The sequence below is a fragment of the Citrobacter sp. EC_71 genome (genome assembly GCF_019584005.1).
In the GTDB taxonomy this organism is placed as follows: Bacteria; Pseudomonadota; Gammaproteobacteria; order Enterobacterales; family Enterobacteriaceae; genus Citrobacter; species Citrobacter werkmanii.
The window spans coordinates 64,145-82,174 of the sequence record NZ_VDAY01000019.1; the positions used below are offsets into that span (position 1 = coordinate 64,145).

The 18,030-nt window shown below is 51.0% G+C and carries 19 protein-coding genes, 1 rRNA gene and 1 other annotated feature; of the genes, 11 read left to right on the top strand and 9 right to left on the bottom strand.

The genetic code is table 11. The annotated features are described in order from the left end of the window. Positions 1–7: 7 nt before the first annotated feature. The gene (locus tag FHD02_RS18670; protein WP_137361379.1) at positions 8–799 is read right to left on the bottom strand and encodes an inner membrane protein YpjD; all 792 of its coding nucleotides are present in this window, start codon (positions 797–799) and stop codon (positions 8–10) included. A gap of 166 nt (positions 800–965) precedes the next feature. Between FHD02_RS18670 and ffh the strand changes: the two genes are divergently transcribed. From ffh to rplS, 5 genes are all read left to right on the top strand, one after another. Continuing rightward, positions 966–2,327: a signal recognition particle protein gene (ffh, locus tag FHD02_RS18675; protein WP_006687321.1), complete on the top strand. Its 1,362-nt coding sequence runs from the start codon at positions 966–968 to the stop codon at positions 2,325–2,327. 314 nt (positions 2,328–2,641) lie between these two features. Then, complete coding sequence (rpsP, locus tag FHD02_RS18680; RefSeq protein ID WP_003031228.1) at positions 2,642–2,890, top strand: 30S ribosomal protein S16; 249 nt, start codon at positions 2,642–2,644, stop codon at positions 2,888–2,890. Positions 2,891–2,908: 18 nt separating this feature from the next. Continuing rightward, the gene (rimM, locus tag FHD02_RS18685) at positions 2,909–3,457 is read left to right on the top strand and encodes a ribosome maturation factor RimM (RefSeq protein WP_003031230.1); all 549 of its coding nucleotides are present in this window, start codon (positions 2,909–2,911) and stop codon (positions 3,455–3,457) included. A 44-nt stretch (positions 3,458–3,501) separates the two neighbouring features. Next, positions 3,502–4,269: a tRNA (guanosine(37)-N1)-methyltransferase TrmD gene (gene trmD / locus FHD02_RS18690; RefSeq protein ID WP_003031232.1), complete on the top strand. Its 768-nt coding sequence runs from the start codon at positions 3,502–3,504 to the stop codon at positions 4,267–4,269. Between the two features lie 39 nt (positions 4,270–4,308). Further along, positions 4,309–4,656, top strand: coding sequence for a 50S ribosomal protein L19 (rplS, locus tag FHD02_RS18695; protein ID WP_006687325.1), 348 nt, complete (start codon positions 4,309–4,311; stop codon positions 4,654–4,656). A 138-nt stretch (positions 4,657–4,794) separates the two neighbouring features. On the opposite strand, the gene FHD02_RS18700 is transcribed toward rplS, so the two are convergent. The 4 genes from FHD02_RS18700 to FHD02_RS18715 all read right to left on the bottom strand — a co-directional run bounded on the left by FHD02_RS18700 (position 4,795) and on the right by FHD02_RS18715 (position 7,557). Continuing rightward, positions 4,795–5,277, bottom strand: coding sequence for an OmpA family protein (locus tag FHD02_RS18700; protein WP_038642755.1), 483 nt, complete (start codon positions 5,275–5,277; stop codon positions 4,795–4,797). A gap of 12 nt (positions 5,278–5,289) precedes the next feature. Next, entirely contained in the window at positions 5,290–6,513 is a 1,224-nt protein-coding gene (gene dgcN, locus FHD02_RS18705; RefSeq protein ID WP_220394188.1) for a diguanylate cyclase DgcN, read from the bottom strand. Further along, positions 6,506–7,024, bottom strand: coding sequence for a YfiR family protein (locus FHD02_RS18710; protein ID WP_042313295.1), 519 nt, complete (start codon positions 7,022–7,024; stop codon positions 6,506–6,508). The genes dgcN and FHD02_RS18710 overlap by 8 nt, the downstream gene beginning before the upstream one ends. Positions 7,025–7,182: 158 nt before the next feature. Beyond that, positions 7,183–7,557, bottom strand: coding sequence for a DUF2799 domain-containing protein (locus FHD02_RS18715; protein WP_042313298.1), 375 nt, complete (start codon positions 7,555–7,557; stop codon positions 7,183–7,185). 216 nt (positions 7,558–7,773) lie between these two features. Between FHD02_RS18715 and aroF the strand changes: the two genes are divergently transcribed. Together aroF and tyrA are read left to right on the top strand one after the other, a co-directional pair. Continuing rightward, entirely contained in the window at positions 7,774–8,844 is a 1,071-nt protein-coding gene (gene aroF / locus FHD02_RS18720) for a 3-deoxy-7-phosphoheptulonate synthase AroF (RefSeq protein WP_137361376.1), read from the top strand. A gap of 10 nt (positions 8,845–8,854) precedes the next feature. After that, complete coding sequence (gene tyrA / locus FHD02_RS18725; protein ID WP_003826456.1) at positions 8,855–9,976, top strand: bifunctional chorismate mutase/prephenate dehydrogenase; 1,122 nt, start codon at positions 8,855–8,857, stop codon at positions 9,974–9,976. 42 nt (positions 9,977–10,018) lie between these two features. Here the strand turns inward: tyrA and pheA are convergent, their stop codons facing one another. The 4 genes from pheA to bamD all read right to left on the bottom strand — a co-directional run bounded on the left by pheA (position 10,019) and on the right by bamD (position 12,775). Further along, positions 10,019–11,179, bottom strand: coding sequence for a bifunctional chorismate mutase/prephenate dehydratase (gene pheA, locus FHD02_RS18730; protein WP_038642743.1), 1,161 nt, complete (start codon positions 11,177–11,179; stop codon positions 10,019–10,021). A 22-nt stretch (positions 11,180–11,201) separates the two neighbouring features. Continuing rightward, positions 11,202–11,327 (bottom strand) — a sequence feature (Phe leader region). Next, the gene (gene pheL, locus FHD02_RS18735; RefSeq protein WP_100250063.1) at positions 11,279–11,326 is read right to left on the bottom strand and encodes a pheA operon leader peptide PheL; all 48 of its coding nucleotides are present in this window, start codon (positions 11,324–11,326) and stop codon (positions 11,279–11,281) included. Its footprint overlaps the feature before it by 48 nt. A gap of 102 nt (positions 11,328–11,429) precedes the next feature. After that, positions 11,430–11,768 carry a ribosome-associated translation inhibitor RaiA gene (raiA, locus tag FHD02_RS18740; RefSeq protein WP_003031244.1) on the bottom strand — a complete coding sequence of 113 codons (339 nt, stop codon included), beginning with the start codon at positions 11,766–11,768 and terminating at the stop codon, positions 11,430–11,432. Positions 11,769–12,037: 269 nt separating this feature from the next. Next, positions 12,038–12,775: an outer membrane protein assembly factor BamD gene (gene bamD, locus FHD02_RS18745; protein ID WP_005130417.1), complete on the bottom strand. Its 738-nt coding sequence runs from the start codon at positions 12,773–12,775 to the stop codon at positions 12,038–12,040. A gap of 131 nt (positions 12,776–12,906) precedes the next feature. Between bamD and rluD the strand changes: the two genes are divergently transcribed. The 4 genes from rluD to FHD02_RS18765 all read left to right on the top strand — a co-directional run. Continuing rightward, positions 12,907–13,887, top strand: coding sequence for a 23S rRNA pseudouridine(1911/1915/1917) synthase RluD (gene rluD / locus FHD02_RS18750; RefSeq protein ID WP_042313304.1), 981 nt, complete (start codon positions 12,907–12,909; stop codon positions 13,885–13,887). Further along, the gene (yfiH, locus tag FHD02_RS18755; RefSeq protein ID WP_137371361.1) at positions 13,884–14,615 is read left to right on the top strand and encodes a purine nucleoside phosphorylase YfiH; all 732 of its coding nucleotides are present in this window, start codon (positions 13,884–13,886) and stop codon (positions 14,613–14,615) included. The genes rluD and yfiH overlap by 4 nt, the downstream gene beginning before the upstream one ends. A 129-nt stretch (positions 14,616–14,744) precedes the next feature. After that, positions 14,745–17,318: an ATP-dependent chaperone ClpB gene (clpB, locus tag FHD02_RS18760; RefSeq protein ID WP_220394189.1), complete on the top strand. Its 2,574-nt coding sequence runs from the start codon at positions 14,745–14,747 to the stop codon at positions 17,316–17,318. Positions 17,319–17,734: 416 nt separating this feature from the next. After that, a 16S ribosomal RNA gene (locus FHD02_RS18765) occupies positions 17,735–18,030 on the top strand; the annotation flags it as partial.

Genomic DNA, 18,030 nt, shown 5'->3' on the forward strand with positions numbered 1-18,030 from the left:
TAAAGATTTAACTCACGAACTGCTGCAGTATACGGCTGCCGAAATAGGCCAGCGTCAGAATGACTGCGCCTGCGACGTTAAACCATACGACGCGACGTCCGCGCCAGCCTTCATGGTAATGCCCCCACAACAGAACGATATAGACAAACCATGCCACGATAGAAAGAACGGCTTTATCAATATTCTCAGTACTGAACAGGTTATGCATGTAAAACAGGCCAGTACACAGAGTGAGCGTCAGCAGAACCACGCCGATCTGGGTGATATGAAACATTTTCCGCTCAATGCTCATCAGTGGCGGCATTTCATTACTGAACGCCAGTTTTTTGTTTTTCAATTGATAGTCGATCCACGCCAGTTGTAACGCATACAGCGCGGCAATAATCAGCGTGGCGTAAGCTAACAGCGATAGCCCGATGTGAATCATCATGCCCGGTGTCGCTTCGAGATGGGTGATGAACTCGTTGGGCATAAACGTCGCGAACGCGAGGTTGATCAGGGCAAAGGCGTAGACAATGGGCAGTAATAGCCAGCCACGATTGCGGGAAGCGACGATAGTCATTACCGTGCAGATCATCAGGCTAACCAGCGAGCCAACGTTCAACAGGCTCAGGTTTTGTCCGCTTTCACCGCCGGGCAGGATACGCGCTTCCAGAGCGATAGCATGGCTTACCAGCGCGACGACCGCAGAAAGAATAGCCATACGCCGCCAGCCGCTGTTTTTTTGCAGCAGGGCGGGAATAATCAGCGCGAGGCTGACTGAGTAGGCGACAAGGGCGAGCAGAGCAAAAACGGGCATATTAGGTGTCGACAGTTGGCCAGTGATAAAGAAAAGCAGTATAGCGTTACGTGACCGCTGCTCCAACCGTTGCATAACAACAAAGGCGGCTTCATGTTATACTGCGACAAATTTCTGTTGATGTGTCGCTGTCGCGACCGACCGTTTCCACCCCAGGCGAGAGACAATGTTTGATAATTTAACCGATCGTTTGTCGCGCACGCTGCGCAATATCAGTGGCCGTGGACGCCTTACTGAAGACAACGTTAAAGAGACGCTGCGCGAAGTGCGCATGGCGCTGCTGGAGGCTGATGTAGCGCTGCCGGTAGTGCGTGAGTTTATCAATCGCGTAAAAGAGAAAGCGGTTGGTCATGAAGTTAACAAAAGCCTGACGCCGGGTCAGGAGTTCGTCAAGATTGTCCGTAACGAGCTGGTTGCGGCAATGGGCGAAGAAAACCAGACCCTGAATCTGGCTGCTCAGCCGCCTGCCGTCGTACTGATGGCGGGCTTGCAGGGTGCGGGTAAAACGACCAGCGTTGGTAAGCTGGGGAAATTCCTGCGTGAGAAGCACAAGAAGAAAGTGCTGGTGGTCTCCGCGGACGTTTATCGCCCGGCGGCGATTAAACAGCTGGAAACGCTGGCCGAGCAGGTCGGTGTAGACTTCTTCCCGTCGGATGTCGGTCAAAAACCGGTCGATATCGTCAACGCCGCGCTGAAAGAAGCCAAACTCAAATTCTACGACGTGCTGCTGGTGGATACCGCCGGTCGTCTGCACGTTGACGAAGCGATGATGGACGAAATCAAACAGGTCCACGCTTCTATCAAACCGGTAGAAACGCTTTTTGTCGTCGATGCGATGACCGGTCAGGATGCCGCGAATACCGCAAAAGCCTTTAACGAAGCGCTGCCGTTAACTGGTGTGGTGCTGACCAAAGTTGATGGTGATGCGCGGGGCGGTGCGGCGCTCTCTATTCGTCATATCACCGGCAAGCCGATTAAATTCCTCGGTGTCGGCGAGAAAACCGAAGCGCTGGAGCCGTTCCACCCAGACCGTATTGCTTCACGTATTCTCGGCATGGGCGACGTGCTGTCGCTGATCGAAGATATTGAAAGCAAAGTTGACCGTGCGCAGGCAGAAAAATTAGCCAGCAAGCTGAAAAAAGGCGACGGCTTCGATCTCAACGATTTCCTTGAGCAGCTCAAGCAGATGAAAAACATGGGCGGTATGGCAAGCCTGATGGGCAAACTGCCGGGCATGGGTCAGATCCCTGACAATGTGAAATCGCAGATGGACGATAAAGTACTGGTGCGTATGGAAGCCATCATCAACTCGATGACGATGAAAGAACGCGCTAAGCCGGAAATCATCAAAGGTTCCCGTAAACGCCGCATTGCCACCGGTTGCGGCATGCAGGTACAGGACGTTAACCGCCTTCTGAAACAGTTCGACGACATGCAGCGCATGATGAAGAAAATGAAGAAAGGCGGGATGGCGAAGATGATGCGGAGTATGAAGGGGATGATGCCGCCAGGCTTCCCGGGTAGATAAATATATCGGGCTACCTTATATTTGCCATTTTGACGCCGGAGTGTGCTCGACAAAACACGATAGTGTTTTGAACGCCCTTTAGGGCGGCCCGAAGGGCGAGCGGAGCGAGTAAATGCTCACGTACTGCGTGTACGCTCCGCTTTCTGCGCGCACGCCGACGCCAAACTGGCTGCAACGGTCACGCCCTGGAATCAAGCTTCATCACATGTTGATTGCTTTTTTCCCAGAAATCAGTAAAATTTTCGGGCTTTTAATATGACACCGGGTCCCTTCCCTCGATGGGGCCCGGTGTTTTATTCACACAAGAGGATGTTATGGTTACTATTCGTTTAGCTCGTCACGGCGCTAAAAAGCGTCCGTTCTACCAGGTTGTTGTTACCGACAGCCGTAATGCACGCAACGGTCGCTTCATCGAGCGCGTTGGCTTCTTTAACCCAATCGCTAGCGAAAAAGAAGAAGGCACTCGCCTGGATCTGGATCGCATCGCTCACTGGGTTGGCCAGGGCGCGACTATTTCTGATCGCGTAGCTACGCTGATCAAAGCAGCAAACAAAGCAGCTTAATCTGTCACGGTGGTCATGATGAGCAAGCAACTCGCCGCGCAGGCTCCTGTGGAACCCATCGTTTTGGGGAAAATGGGGTCTTCTTACGGTATTCGTGGTTGGCTCAGAGTGTTTTCTTCCACTGAAGACGCCGAAAGCATTTTTGACTATCAGCCCTGGTTTATCCAGAAGGCGGGTCAGTGGCAGCAAGTACAGCTGGAAAGCTGGAAGCACCACAATCAGGATCTGATCATCAAGCTGAAAGGCGTTGACGATCGTGATTCGGCGAATCTACTGACCAATTGTGAAATTGTTGTGGATTCCTCGCAGTTGCCAGCGCTGGAAGATGGTTCCTACTACTGGAAAGACCTTATGGGCTGCCAGGTAGTGACCACCGAAGGCTACGATCTCGGTAAAGTCGTCGATATGATGGAAACCGGTTCGAATGACGTCATCGTCATCAAGGCAAACCTGAAAGATGCGTTTGGTATCAAGGAACGTCTTGTACCGTTCCTCGATGGGCAGGTTATCAAGAAAGTCGATCTCGCTACTCGTACTATCGAAGTAGATTGGGATCCTGGTTTTTAAACCACCGGATAAACGGTAAAAGTCGGCGTTATGGGGATTGGCTTGTGTTTATAGGTATCGTTAGCCTGTTTCCTGAAATGTTCCGCGCAATTACCGATTACGGGGTAACTGGCCGGGCAGTAAAAAATGGCCTGCTGAACATCCAGAGCTGGAGTCCTCGAGACTTTACTCATGACCGGCACCGTACCGTGGACGATCGTCCTTACGGCGGCGGACCGGGGATGTTAATGATGGTGCAACCCTTACGGGACGCCATTCATGCAGCAAAAGCTGCGGCTGGTGAAGGCGCAAAGGTGATTTATCTGTCACCTCAGGGACGCAAGCTTGATCAAGCGGGCGTCAGCGAACTGGCCACGAATCAAAAGCTGATTCTGGTGTGTGGTCGCTATGAAGGTATCGATGAGCGCGTGATTCAAACCGAAATTGATGAAGAATGGTCAATCGGCGATTACGTCCTCAGCGGTGGTGAGTTACCGGCAATGACGCTGATCGACTCCGTTTCCCGGTTTATTCCGGGGGTTCTGGGTCATGAAGCATCAGCAATCGAAGATTCGTTTGCTGACGGGTTGCTGGACTGTCCACACTATACCCGACCTGAAGTGTTAGAGCAGATGGAAGTACCGGCAGTATTACTGTCGGGGAACCACGCTGAGATACGTCGCTGGCGTTTGAAACAGTCGCTGGGCCGGACCTGGCTTAGAAGACCTGAACTTCTGGAAAACCTGGCTCTGACTGAAGAGCAAGCAAGGTTGCTGGCGGAGTTCAAAAAGGAACACGCACAACAGCAACATAAACATGATGGGCAGGCGTAAGCCCCCAATATCAGTTTACCCAGGATAAGAGATTAAATTATGAGCAACATTATTAAGCAACTTGAACAAGAACAGATGAAGCAGGACGTACCTTCCTTCCGTCCGGGTGATACCGTGGAAGTGAAAGTATGGGTTGTTGAAGGTTCCAAAAAACGTCTGCAGGCATTTGAGGGCGTGGTTATCGCTATTCGTAGCCGCGGTCTGCACTCTGCATTCACTGTTCGTAAAATTTCCAACGGCGAAGGCGTTGAGCGTGTCTTCCAGACTCACTCTCCGGTAGTTGACAGCATTGCTGTTAAACGTCGTGGTGCTGTTCGTAAAGCTAAACTGTACTACCTGCGTGAGCGCACTGGTAAGTCTGCTCGTATCAAAGAGCGTCTTAACTAAGATTCGCGCAAGCGACATCCTGTTAGAAAAGGGCTGGCCGAAAGGCTGGCCCTTTTTTTATCGCGATATTTATTTATGGGAACAGACTGACTGCCGGGGGATTTTACATACTCTCTGGATACAGTCAGCCGGGGATGATTACGGTGTGGCGATCACCACCGCGACACGGCGGTTTTCAGCGCGACCTTTAGAGGTCTGGTTACTGGCGATAGGGTATTTCTTCCCGAGTCCCTGGGTGGTCAGATTGGTACGGGGAATATTAGCGCCTTGTGCCCAGGCATCGGCCACGACATTTGCGCGTTTGAGCGACAGAGCTTCGTTGTAGCTGTCTTCGCCGTAGTTATCCGTATGACCGTCCAGACGTGCATGGTTTAGCCCGGTAGCAGCCAGTTTGGATGCCATTTCCTGAATCTGCTTTTCACTTTCCGGACGGAGCTTATAGTCGTTTTTATCAAACAGGATATTGTCAGACAGGCCAAGAGACCAGTCTCCTGAAACTTCGCTAAATCCGTACGATTTCATAGCTGCAATTTGCTCTGGGGTAAATTTTCCCTGAGGTGCCTGACAGCCTGCCACGATCAGTAAAAGCAGAAAAAACGGTGAAAATAGACGTTTTAACATGTGTGTAATTCCTTATTTAATAATGCGTTCAGAACGCAAATGTTTGGCCTGATACATATTTTGATCGGCAAGTTCTTGTAATTTCTCGGCAGAGGCATGTTCCCACGTCAGCGCAAAGCCAATGCTGAGTGTCATGCTTGCCAGATGACCATTGTGCAGGTCAAAAGGTCGGTTAAACGCTTGCGACAGTGCGGCACAGATACGCTGAACTTCGTATTCTGAGTGAACGCTATACAGCACCATGGCAAACTCATCGCCGCCAAGCCTGTAGGGGTGATGTCGATCACCTCCAAACTCGGCCAGCCTTTTTGCAACTTCAATCAGGACACGGTCGCCCGCTGCGTGGCCCCAGGTATCGTTAATAAATTTAAAATTATCACCATCAAGGAATAGCAATGCAGAACTGCTGCGGGCAGCATCGTCGTTCATCAGGGCGTTAATGCTGCTGCGAAATGCGGCGCGATTTGCCAGTCCTGTCAGAGGATCATGTAACGCGGTACGCAAAAGCTGAGCGTTCTTTGCCTGCAACCGAAGTTGCCATTCCTCCATTTCGTCCAGTAGGCTATTGAAATCCTGGGCAAAAAGATGAAATTCGTCGATACGTTCTTCTGAAACACGTCGTGAAAAGTTACGGTTGGTACGGACATCATGTACCACCTCGGTTATATTTTGCAGGGCTTCTACTACGCCATTGTGCAAATAGCGAGTGAGCATTAATGCAATGCCTGATGCCAGCAGAATGCATCCGGTAAGAACGGCCAGCGACAGATAAATGAAATGGCTGATCACGCTATCGCGTGCCGTCAGGCGCACTTCACCAATCACGCTGCCATTGTGCAAAATGGGCTGTGTGACCGGTTGCGGAAACAGCCAGTGGCTGATCAGACCGCTGATCTTTTCAGTGGTGTCCTGCGCGTCATAGCGCCAGGTGGCAATCACGTTCTGATTTTTATTACGCACTTCCGCTACGGAAAACTGCCCTTGTTGCCCTAGCGCCGCCAGTGTTTCTGTGGCCGCAACACTGTCAGAAAAGACTAATGCAGCTTCAAGTGTACGAGTCATCGTGGCTGCGGTCAGGTCCAGGTTCTTTTGCGCATACTGTCTTAATGCTAGCACGGAGGAAATGCTAAGCAGTAGCCAGATCAACGTCATGGTGACCAGGACGCTGATTATGCTGATACGCCGTAATGTCCGCTTAAACGTCGGGCGTGTTATGGGAGAATGGCCCTTATCCATGCTTTTTATTCCGTGCAAGCATCAATACGTCTGGACTGACCCTTACGCCACTGCGTGAAAGGGAATCCATATTTACGGAAAATCTCACATCTTCATCTTTAATTATGAGGCAAAAGGCACTGCCAATAACGCATTCGGGATTCTGTTCAGCGATTAATAACAGTGCCTTTGTCGGATATTTATTCTTTAATTCCACCTGATAACCAGGGGATTCTTTTCCAAAATAAAAACCATCACACTGCGCAACTAATATTTCTTGTTCCGTACGAATGATGACGGGAAGATAGGGTAAAGCACCAGTACTGGTATCTACCAGTACACTGGAAAAACGCGATGAAGAGAAAATACACAGTTTTGGTGGCCCGGAAAGTGAAGGCCAGTGTGTATAACTGACGATGCCGGAAACCATCGCGCGTACAGATTTTGCTTCTTCCGTAACGCTCTGGGCGTACAGCGGTAATCCGGTCAGGAGCAGTGCCAGTAGAAGTATGAGTCGGTAAGAATAGCTCATGAATAGTTACCTACCAGCGGTTGCCGTAAAGCGTCGAAATACACTCAAGATTGTTTGAGACAAAATAACATTATTTTCCTAAGTCGTCATTATTCCGGGTATAAAGCTATTGATAATTTAAGTTAAATCTCATGTGCTTATAAAATATAAGCTATTGTTTAATTTAATCTTATAGAGGCATTAGCTTCGTTTTCCCCTTTTTGCCAGGCGTTGTGTAACTGGTCAACATTTTCGACCGTATCGCAACTTGGGGGAAAGGTTTTCCCGGCCAGACCCCTGGCGTAAACAAAATCCTGCTGGCAGGTTTTACGTTGTCCCTCGGCGTAACCCTTAAGATATTCCGTACGATCGACTTCTGGATCATTGTAATTGTCGGCAAGAATTTCATTATCTTTAACCGCATAGCCTGAAATGGCATCGCGTATCCCGGCATCGTACCAGTCGGTTCCTGTCCAGGTAGGAGCGTGAGTATAGGGATCTATCTGACAGCCGCTCAGAAGTAGTATCAATAAGGTGCTGATGAGTTGCTTCATTGCCTGTGCTCCCGCGTTTTTTTTAAGCATAGTGGATCTGATATTTGGTGGATGTAAATTTAAATATACATACAGATGGGCTTTATTTAGTGCTTAATAGCATGATGTAAAGTAAAGTTTACGGATTATGGATTGAAATCTTTACCTGTTGTGATATCGTTATTTCCTCCTCGCTGAGGATCAACTATCGCAAACGAGCTAAACAGGATCACCACCATGCAAAAAGACGCGCTGAACAACGTACATATTACCGACGAACAGGTTCTGATGACTCCGGAGCAGCTGAAAGCTGAATTTCCGCTGAGCCAGGCGCAAGAGGCGCAAATCGCCCAGTCGCGTAAAACCATTTCAGATATTATCTCCGGTCGCGATCCGCGTTTGCTGGTGGTATGTGGTCCGTGCTCCATTCACGATCCTGAAATGGCAATTGAGTACGCTCGTCGATTTAAAGCCCTTGCCGCAGAGGTCAGCGATAACCTCTACCTGGTGATGCGCGTCTATTTTGAAAAACCCCGTACTACCGTTGGTTGGAAAGGGTTAATTAACGATCCTCATATGGATGGCTCTTTTGATGTTGAAGCTGGACTGAAAATTGCGCGTCAGCTGCTGCTTGAACTGGTAAATATGGGACTTCCGCTGGCAACTGAAGCTCTGGATCCTAATAGCCCGCAGTACCTGGGCGATCTGTTTAGCTGGTCAGCAATCGGGGCGCGTACCACGGAATCACAGACTCACCGTGAAATGGCTTCTGGTCTTTCGATGCCGGTTGGCTTTAAGAACGGCACTGACGGCAGCCTGGCCACCGCTATCAACGCCATGCGTGCCGCGGCGCAGTCACACCGTTTTGTCGGTATTAACCAGGCAGGGCAGGTAGCGCTGCTGCAAACTCAGGGCAATCCGGACGGTCATGTGATCCTGCGTGGCGGCAAAGCGCCGAACTACAGCCCGGCAGATGTTGCCCAATGCGAAAAAGAGATGGAGCAGGGGGGACTAAGACCTTCCCTGATGGTAGATTGCAGTCATGGTAACTCCAATAAAGATTACCGCCGTCAGCCTGCCGTGGCTGAATCCGTGATTGCGCAAATCAAAGATGGCAATCGCTCGATCATTGGTTTGATGATTGAAAGTAATATTCATGAAGGCAACCAGTCTTCCGAACAGCCGCGCAGCGCAATGAAATACGGTGTGTCCGTAACCGATGCGTGCATTAGCTGGGAAATGACGGATGCGCTGCTGCGTGAAATTAGCCAGGATTTAAACGGCCAGCTGTCGGCGCGTGTAGCATAAGAGGTTGGTTATGGTTGCTGAATTGACCGCATTACGCGATCAAATTGATGAAGTCGACAAGGCGCTGCTGGATTTGCTGGCACGCCGCCTGGAGCTGGTTGCTGAAGTCGGCGAAGTAAAAAGCCGCTTTGGGCTGCCGATCTACGTGCCGGAACGGGAGGCCTCTATGCTGGCTTCTCGCCGCGCGGAAGCGGAAGCCCTTGGCGTACCGCCGGATCTGATAGAAGATGTGCTGCGCCGGGTTATGCGCGAGTCCTACTCCAGTGAAAATGACAAAGGATTTAAAACGCTTTGTCCTTCTCTGCGACCGGTGGTGATCGTCGGCGGCGGTGGTCAGATGGGGCGTCTTTTCGAAAAAATGCTCACTCTGTCAGGTTATCAGGTGCGGATCCTGGAACAGCAGGACTGGGATCGCGCGCCGGAGATCGTCTCTGATGCAGGCATGGTGATCGTCAGCGTGCCGATCCACGTCACCGAGCAGGTAATCGCCAAATTACCGCGTCTGCCGTCTGACTGTATTCTGGTCGATTTGGCATCGGTGAAAAATGGTCCTTTACAGGCGATGCTGGCAGCGCACGATGGTCCGGTGGTGGGGTTACATCCCATGTTTGGTCCGGACAGCGGCAGTCTGGCAAAACAGGTGGTTGTCTGGTGTGATGGACGTCAGCCGGAAGCCTATCAGTGGTTTCTGGAACAGATTCAGGTCTGGGGCGCGCGGCTGCATCGGATCAGCGCCGTTGAACACGACCAGAATATGGCGTTTATTCAGGCCTTGCGTCACTTTGCGACCTTCGCCTATGGTCTGCACCTGGCGGAAGAAAACGTGCAACTGGAACAATTGCTGGCGCTCTCTTCGCCGATTTACCGCCTTGAGCTGGCGATGGTTGGACGCCTGTTTGCCCAGGATCCGCAGCTGTATGCCGATATCATTATGTCGTCTGAGAGCAACCTTGCGCTGATCAAACGCTACTACCAACGTTTTGGTGAGGCGATTGGTTTACTGGAGCAGGGTGATAAGCAAGCGTTTATCGACAGCTTCCGTAAGGTGGAGCACTGGTTTGGCGATTATGCGAAACGCTTCCAGAGCGAAAGCCGTACTTTGTTGCGCCAGGCGAATGACAGCCGTCCTTAAGTAAGATGCCGGATAAGCCTGGCGCCATCCGGCATTGTCACGTTAACTCGGATCGACCGGCACCACGTTCTCACTAGGGTAACATCCCAGCACCTTCATCGAACGCGTAATCTCTCCCAATTCCTTTAACGCCTTTTGCATTTGGGGGGATTCCAGATTGGCCTGGATATCAAGATAAAACATCTCTTCCCATGGATTGCCGTGAATCGGGCGTGACTCCAGTTTAGTCATAATCAGATTATGGTTGCGCAGTACCAGCAGCGCTTCAACCAGCGCACCGGCCTGTTGGCCTGTTGCCATCAGCAGCGTGGTTTTCGCCGGAACTTGGTCGGAAACATTGATAGCCTTGCGTGCCAGTACCACAAAGCGGGTGATGTTTTGTGTCTGGTTTGCTTCGATATGCTCGAGAACCTGCAAACCATACAGTACGCCTCCGGCTTCGCTCCCCAATGCGGCTACGCGCGGTGAGTTAGCTTGTGCAACTTTTTCCATCGCCGCTGAGGTGCTTTCGGTGTACTCAATCTTCCAGTGTGGGTAACGGCTCAGGAACTTGCTGCACTGTTGGAACGGCTGCGGGTGGCTGTATACCGTATCAATGGTCTCGAGATCGGTTGTGCCGGATACCAGTACGCAGTGGTCAATCGTAATAGTCATCTCGCCAACTATAGACAGACTGGTGTGCTGCAGCAGGTCGTAGACGTCGTTAATCCCACCGGAGCTGGTGTTTTCAATCGGGACGACCGCATAGTCAGCTTGTCCGGTTTCGACCTGATTAAAGATATCGGCAAATTTCGCGCAGCCGCTTTCAATGAATTGTTCAAAATGACGGGCAGCGTACTGACGTGCGGCGAGGTGTGAGTATGATCCTTTTGGCCCAAGGAAGGCGACGCGCGCGGAGTGCGGATTAATTTTGTTCAGGTGTTGCTGGAGCAGTGCCTGCTGCGTCAGGACGGAGTCTTCGATAATCAGTTGGAACAGGCGGGTGATATAGTGCGCGTCGAGATGATGCGCTTTGCCAAGCTGAATCAGTCGGTCTAACAGATCGCGTTCGCGGTCGATATCACGTACCGGACGATGTGAAAGCAGTTTAGCTTTACCGACTTCTACGGCCAGCCCACGCCGTTCAGCCAGCAGGGCCAGTAATTTTTCATCCAGCGAACTGATTTTATCGCGCAGCGCCAGCAATGGGTTTTCCGATGTCATAGTGTTGCCTTTCTTGTTATCAATAAAAAAGGCCCCCCGTTGTGGGAGGCCTTATTGTTCGTCTTCGCATTCTTTATCACACGACGAAACGCCTCCCATTCAGGGGAAGGTAAAAAAGAATGCGAAGAAGAACGGGACAAGTTTCATGTAATTTTCCTTTGGCTACGTCAGTAAAGTACCCGTACTGTTTTCACCCTGTCAACAAAAAACGCGCCCGAAGGCGCGTTGGCGATACACTCAATGTAAGGGACTACTCTTCTTCTGCTTCGACGAAGTTGGCGTCTTTGACTGAAGTTGTTGCACGACGGGCTTCGCCTTTGTGCTGCACTTTATTGAGCTGCCGTTCCAGCTTGTTGATCAAATCGTTAATTGCGGTGTACATATCCTCGTGTTTTGCGCTGGCGACCAGATGTCCGTTCGGTGTATTGATGGTGGCATCAGCAATGAAACCCTGTGGTTCCTTAGACAGAATGATATGTGGATTAATCAGATGAGTTTGCCATTTTTCAAGTTTGGCGAGACGGTCTGCGACATGCTGGCGAATTGCCGGAGTAATTTCCATTTGTTTACTGGTAATGTTCATTGTCATAAATTTTACCTCTTGTCTTTCCCGTCTTGGTGATTCCAGCATACCGTTCCTAATGTCAAAATGTGTGATTTAAATCACATTATTTTGTCGCTTTTTGTCAAGAAAACCTTTTTGTGAGGCACCGCAGGAACAAGCGATTTTTTACTTGAGGAATAGCAGAAAGCAGGCCATATTTGATGAGATGCGTCGGAGCTAAACCGCTTCAGTTATGGCGTAAACGGATAAAAAAACGGCAGCCCTTGGGCTGCCGTTTTGCATTCTGAGGTAAATCAGGTATTACTGCTGTTGGCGGCAATGATTTTCGCTACTTTTTCTGCCTGCGCATTCATTTGCATCTGGCGATAAGCGTTTTCCATCAACGGCAGAGCATCACGCGTTGCCTGGGTATCCGGGTAGTCGCGCAGCATGCCTTCCACACGGTTTACCACCGCCACCCATGCGCCACGGGCAGTATAATATTCCGCAACGGAGTATTCATACTTCGCCAGACGATCTTTCAGGAACACCAGACGTTTAGTGGCGTCAGTGGTGTACTGACTGTTCGGATAGCCACGTACCAGTTTGGAAAAGTCATTAAACGCAGCTCGGGCATGTTGTGGATCGCGATCGCTGCGATCAACCCCAAAGAATCCTTGCAGTGCGCTATCATCCAACGCCATATTGGTCAGGCCACGCATATACATGACATAATCAATGTTAGGGTGTGTCGGATTAAGACGGATAAAACGATCGATGGCAGCCTGAGCAAGTGGCAGATCGGCGTTTTTGTAGTAGGCGTAGATGAGATCTAATTGCACCTGCTGAGAATACGGTCCAAATGGATAACGGTTATCCAACGCTTCCAATTGCGTTATTGCCTGTTTCCAGTTACCGTCCTGCAGCTTTTGCTGAGCAGTCGCGTAGATTTCATTTGGCGGATTATCGGGCACCTCTTCCTTTGAACCAGAGCAACCCGCCAAAAACAGGCTCAACGTGGCTGCTGCCACCAGATATTTCATGCGCGTCATGACGTTTTGACTTTCCTCAAAATGTTTTACGGGAGATTCTCTGTTCCTGCTCCCGGTTAAGACCAGCTACAATAGCACACTATATTAAACGGCAAAGCCGTAAAACCCAACGTTAAACGAAGAAGCAGTTTATGGCACAACGAGTAGAACTCACCGCAACAGTCTCCGAAAATCAGCTCGGTCAACGCTTAGATCAGGCTTTGGCCGAATTGTTCCCTGATTATTCGCGATCGCGCATAAAAGAATGGATCCTCGACCAGCGCGTGCTGGTAAATGGCAATCTTTGCGATAAACCGAAAGAAAAAGTGTTGGGTGGAGAGCAGGTCTCCATCAATGCAGAAATTGACGAAGAGGTTCGTTTTGAGCCTCAGGATATCCCGCTGGATATCGTGTATGAAGATGACGATATTCTTGTTATCAACAAACCGCGTGACCTCGTGGTGCATCCGGGTGCAGGCAATCCTGATGGCACGGTTTTGAATGCGTTGCTGCATTACTACCCGCCAATTGCGGATGTTCCTCGCGCGGGTATCGTCCATCGTCTGGACAAAGACACGACCGGATTAATGGTGGTGGCAAAAACCGTTCCGGCGCAAACGCGTCTGGTGGAGTCATTACAGCTGCGTGAAATTACCCGTGAGTACGAAGCCGTGGCGATTGGTCATATGACAGCGGGCGGAACCGTTGAAGAGCCGATTAGCCGTCACCCGACCAAGCGTACACACATGGCGGTACACCCGATGGGTAAACCGGCGGTGACGCACTATCGTATTATGGAACACTTCCGTGTGCACACGCGTCTGCGGTTGCGTCTGGAAACCGGACGTACGCACCAGATCCGCGTGCACATGGCACATATTACCCATCCGCTGGTGGGCGATCAGGTCTACGGCGGCCGTCCGCGTCCACCGAAAGGCGCTTCTGACGAATTTATTTCCGTATTGCGTAAGTTCGACCGTCAGGCGCTGCACGCGACCATGCTGCGTCTGTATCACCCGATTTCCGGTATCGAAATGGAATGGCATGCGCCAATTCCACAAGATATGGTGGAACTGATTGAAGTGATGCGCGCTGATTTCGAAGAACATAAGGATGATATTGCCTGGTTATGAGTAAGCTAATTGTCCCGCAGTGGCCGCTACCGCAAGGTGTTGCGGCATGTAGTTCTACCCGTATTGGCGGTATCAGTATGCCGCCTTATGATTCGCTGAATCTGGGCGCCCATTGTGGCGATAACCCGGAGCATGTCGAAGAGAACCGCAAACGACTGTTTGCTGCGGGCAATCTGCCTTCAAAGCCAGTCTGGCTGGAACAGGTCCACGGTAAGGACGTCCTGAAACTGACGGGCGGGCCGTACTCATCCAAACGTGCGGATGCGTCATACAGCAATACGCCGGGCACGGTGTGTGCGGTGATGACGGCGGACTGTCTGCCCGTATTATTTTGTAATCGTGCAGGTACGGAAGTCGCGGCGGCCCATGCGGGTTGGCGAGGATTATGCGCTGGCGTGCTGGAAGAGACGGTGGCGTGTTTTGCCGACAAACCTGAAAATATTATTGCCTGGCTAGGCCCGGCGATTGGCCCGAACGCGTTCGAAGTGGGGCCAGAAGTCCGCACAGCGTTTATGGCGAAAGATTCGCAGGCGGACCTCGCATTTGTACCGCGCGCAGACAAATATCTGGCGGATATCTACCAGCTTGCGCGCCAGCGTCTGGCAAATGTTGGCGTGACGAACCTCTATGGCGGTGACCGTTGCACCTTCAGCGAAAGTGAGACTTTCTTCTCTTATCGTCGCGACAATACCACGGGGCGTATGGCAAGTTTTATTTGGCTGATATAACCTAAAGAATCAAGACGATCCGGTACGTGTAATTTTCTTTTCACATAATTCAGGTCATTCACCTTGAATAATTGAGGGATGACCTCATTTAATCTCCAGTAGCAATTTTGACCTGTTATGGGAGGAGTTATGCGTCTGGATCGTCTTACTAATAAATTCCAGCTTGCTCTTGCCGATGCCCAGTCACTCGCATTGGGGCACGACAATCAATTCATCGAACCACTTCATCTAATGAGCGCCTTGCTGAATCAGGAAGGGGGATCGGTACGTCCTTTATTAACCTCTGCTGGCATTAATGCCGGCCAGTTACGTACAGCCATTGACCAGGCGCTGAGCCGCTTGCCGCAGGTAGAAGGCACCGGCGGTGATGTGCAGCCTTCTCAGGATCTGGTGCGTGTACTGAATCTTTGCGACAAGCTGGCGCAAAAACGAGGGGACAACTTTATTTCGTCAGAACTGTTCGTTCTGGCGGCGCTTGAGTCACGCGGTACGCTGACCGATTTATTAAAATCAGCAGGGGCGACGACCGCCAATATCACTCAGGCAATTGAACAAATGCGTGGAGGTGAAAGCGTGAATGATCAGGGAGCTGAAGACCAACGTCAGGCCTTGAAAAAATATACCGTCGATCTGACCGAACGCGCCGAACAGGGCAAGCTCGATCCGGTTATCGGTCGTGATGAAGAAATTCGCCGCACCATTCAGGTGCTGCAACGTCGTACTAAAAATAACCCGGTGTTGATTGGTGAACCTGGCGTCGGTAAAACTGCCATCGTTGAAGGGCTGGCGCAGCGTATTATCAACGGCGAAGTGCCGGAAGGCTTAAAAGGCCGTCGCGTACTGGCGCTGGATATGGGCGCGCTGGTGGCCGGGGCTAAATATCGTGGCGAGTTTGAAGAACGTTTAAAAGGTGTGCTGAACGATCTCTCTAAACAAGAAGGCAACGTCATTCTGTTTATTGATGAGCTGCACACCATGGTTGGCGCGGGTAAAGCCGATGGTGCCATGGACGCCGGGAACATGCTGAAACCGGCGCTGGCGCGTGGGGAACTGCACTGCGTAGGCGCAACCACGCTCGATGAATATCGTCAGTACATCGAAAAAGATGCGGCGCTGGAACGTCGTTTCCAGAAAGTGTTTGTGGCTGAACCTTCAGTAGAAGACACCATCGCCATTTTGCGTGGTCTGAAAGAGCGTTATGAGCTGCACCACCATGTGCAGATCACTGACCCGGCAATTGTGGCGGCAGCGACCCTGTCTCACCGCTATATTGCCGACCGTCAGTTGCCGGATAAAGCTATCGACCTAATCGATGAAGCGGCATCCAGCATTCGTATGCAGATTGACTCCAAGCCGGAAGAACTGGACAGACTCGACCGCCGTATTATCCAGCTCAAACTGGAACAGCAGGCATTAATGAAAGAGTCTGATGAGGCGAGTAAAAAGCGTCTCGATATGCTCAACGAAGAACTGGACGACAAAGAGCGCCAGTATTCTGAGTTAGAAGAAGAGTGGAAAGCGGAAAAAGCCTCGCTCTCTGGTACTCAGACGATTAAGGCTGAGCTGGAGCAGGCGAAGATTGCCATTGAGCAGGCGCGTCGTGTGGGCGATCTGGCGCGGATGTCCGAGCTGCAGTACGGTAAAATTCCGGAGCTGGAAAAACAGCTGGAAGCCGCTACCCAGTCGGAAGGTAAAACTATGCGTCTGTTGCGTAACAAAGTGACCGATGCAGAAATTGCTGAAGTGCTGGCGCGTTGGACGGGGATCCCGGTTGCCCGCATGCTGGAAGGCGAACGGGAAAAACTGTTGCGTATGGAGCAGGAGTTGCACAGCCGTGTGATTGGCCAAAACGAAGCGGTTGAAGCGGTATCTAACGCGATTCGCCGTAGCCGTGCTGGGCTGTCTGACCCGAACCGTCCGATTGGTTCATTCCTGTTCCTTGGGCCGACCGGTGTCGGTAAAACTGAACTGTGTAAAGCGCTGGCAAACTTTATGTTCGACAGTGACGATGCAATGGTGCGTATCGATATGTCCGAGTTTATGGAGAAACACTCGGTGTCTCGTCTGGTCGGTGCGCCTCCGGGATATGTCGGCTACGAAGAGGGTGGTTATCTCACTGAAGCCGTGCGCCGTCGTCCTTACTCCGTCATCCTGCTGGATGAAGTGGAGAAAGCGCATCCGGATGTGTTCAACATTCTGCTGCAAGTGCTTGACGATGGTCGTCTGACTGACGGGCAAGGGAGAACGGTCGACTTCCGTAATACGGTGGTCATCATGACTTCGAACCTGGGGTCCGATCTGATCCAGGAACGTTTTGGCGAGCTCGATTACAGCCACATGAAGGATATGGTGCTGGGCGTTGTGAGCCATAACTTCCGTCCGGAATTCATCAACCGTATAGATGAGGTTGTGGTATTCCATCCGTTGGGCGAGCAGCACATTGCTTCTATTGCTCAGATCCAACTGCAGCGTCTGTATAAACGTCTGGAAGAGCGTGGCTATGAAATCCATATCTCTGACGAAGCGCTCAAACTGCTGAGCGCGAATGGTTACGATCCGGTATATGGCGCGCGTCCATTGAAACGCGCTATCCAGCAACAGATCGAAAACCCGCTGGCGCAGCAAATTTTGTCCGGGGAGCTGATTCCTGGCAAAGCCATTTGCCTGGAAGTGAACGACGACCGTATCGTGGCAGTGCAGTAAGTCACAAAACGACAATAAACGAGCCCTGCGGGGCTCGTTTTTGTTTAAAAACCAGGCAAAAATAGAAGGGTTGAGTGAAAAGTAATCGTTTGATAAGTTTTTTGTATTTTTAACTTGTCAGCCTGAAATAACTCCCTATAATGCGCCTCCACTGACACGGAACAACGGATTACACGCCGCCGGGTCAGCGGAGAAAAGCGTAAATAAACGCTTGACTCTGAAGCGGGATAGCGTAATATGCACACCCCGCGCCGCTGAGAAAAAGCGAAGCGGCACTGCTCTTTAACAATTTATCAGACAATCTGTGTGGGCACTCGAAGATACGGATTCTTAACGTCGCAAGACGAAAAATGAATACCAAGTCTCTGAGTGAACACGTAATTCATTACGAAGTTTAATTCACGAGCATCAAACTTAAATTGAAGAGTTTGATCATGGCTCAGATTGAACGCTGGCGGCAGGCCTAACACATGCAAGTCGAACGGTAGCACAGAGAGCTTGCTCTCGGGTGACGAGTGGCGGACGGGTGAGTAATGTCTGGGAAACTGCCCGATGGAGGGGGATAACTACTGGAAACGGTAGCTAATACCGCATAACGTCGCAAGACCAAAGAGGGGGACCTTCGGGCCTCTTGCCATCGGATGTGCCCAGATGGGATTAGCTAGTAGGTGGGGTAACGGCTCACCTAGGCGACGATCCCTAGCTGGTCTGA

Coding starts and splice junctions, on each gene's coding strand:
- bamD (WP_005130417.1), bottom strand. CDS start 12,775: ATGACGCGCATGAAATATCTGGTGGCAGCAGCCACGTTGAGCCTGTTT.
- FHD02_RS18700 (WP_038642755.1), bottom strand. CDS start 5,277: ATGTTAAAACGTCTATTTTCACCGTTTTTTCTGCTTTTACTGATCGTG.
- pheA (WP_038642743.1), bottom strand. CDS start 11,179: ATGACATCGGAAAACCCATTGCTGGCGCTGCGCGATAAAATCAGTTCG.
- rluD (WP_042313304.1), top strand. CDS start 12,907: ATGGCACAACGAGTAGAACTCACCGCAACAGTCTCCGAAAATCAGCTC.
- aroF (WP_137361376.1), top strand. CDS start 7,774: ATGCAAAAAGACGCGCTGAACAACGTACATATTACCGACGAACAGGTT.
- dgcN (WP_220394188.1), bottom strand. CDS start 6,513: ATGGATAAGGGCCATTCTCCCATAACACGCCCGACGTTTAAGCGGACA.
- ffh (WP_006687321.1), top strand. CDS start 966: ATGTTTGATAATTTAACCGATCGTTTGTCGCGCACGCTGCGCAATATC.
- yfiH (WP_137371361.1), top strand. CDS start 13,884: ATGAGTAAGCTAATTGTCCCGCAGTGGCCGCTACCGCAAGGTGTTGCG.
- tyrA (WP_003826456.1), top strand. CDS start 8,855: ATGGTTGCTGAATTGACCGCATTACGCGATCAAATTGATGAAGTCGAC.
- rplS (WP_006687325.1), top strand. CDS start 4,309: ATGAGCAACATTATTAAGCAACTTGAACAAGAACAGATGAAGCAGGAC.
- FHD02_RS18715 (WP_042313298.1), bottom strand. CDS start 7,557: ATGAAGCAACTCATCAGCACCTTATTGATACTACTTCTGAGCGGCTGT.
- FHD02_RS18670 (WP_137361379.1), bottom strand. CDS start 799: ATGCCCGTTTTTGCTCTGCTCGCCCTTGTCGCCTACTCAGTCAGCCTC.
- raiA (WP_003031244.1), bottom strand. CDS start 11,768: ATGACAATGAACATTACCAGTAAACAAATGGAAATTACTCCGGCAATT.
- rpsP (WP_003031228.1), top strand. CDS start 2,642: ATGGTTACTATTCGTTTAGCTCGTCACGGCGCTAAAAAGCGTCCGTTC.
- FHD02_RS18710 (WP_042313295.1), bottom strand. CDS start 7,024: ATGAGCTATTCTTACCGACTCATACTTCTACTGGCACTGCTCCTGACC.
- rimM (WP_003031230.1), top strand. CDS start 2,909: ATGAGCAAGCAACTCGCCGCGCAGGCTCCTGTGGAACCCATCGTTTTG.
- clpB (WP_220394189.1), top strand. CDS start 14,745: ATGCGTCTGGATCGTCTTACTAATAAATTCCAGCTTGCTCTTGCCGAT.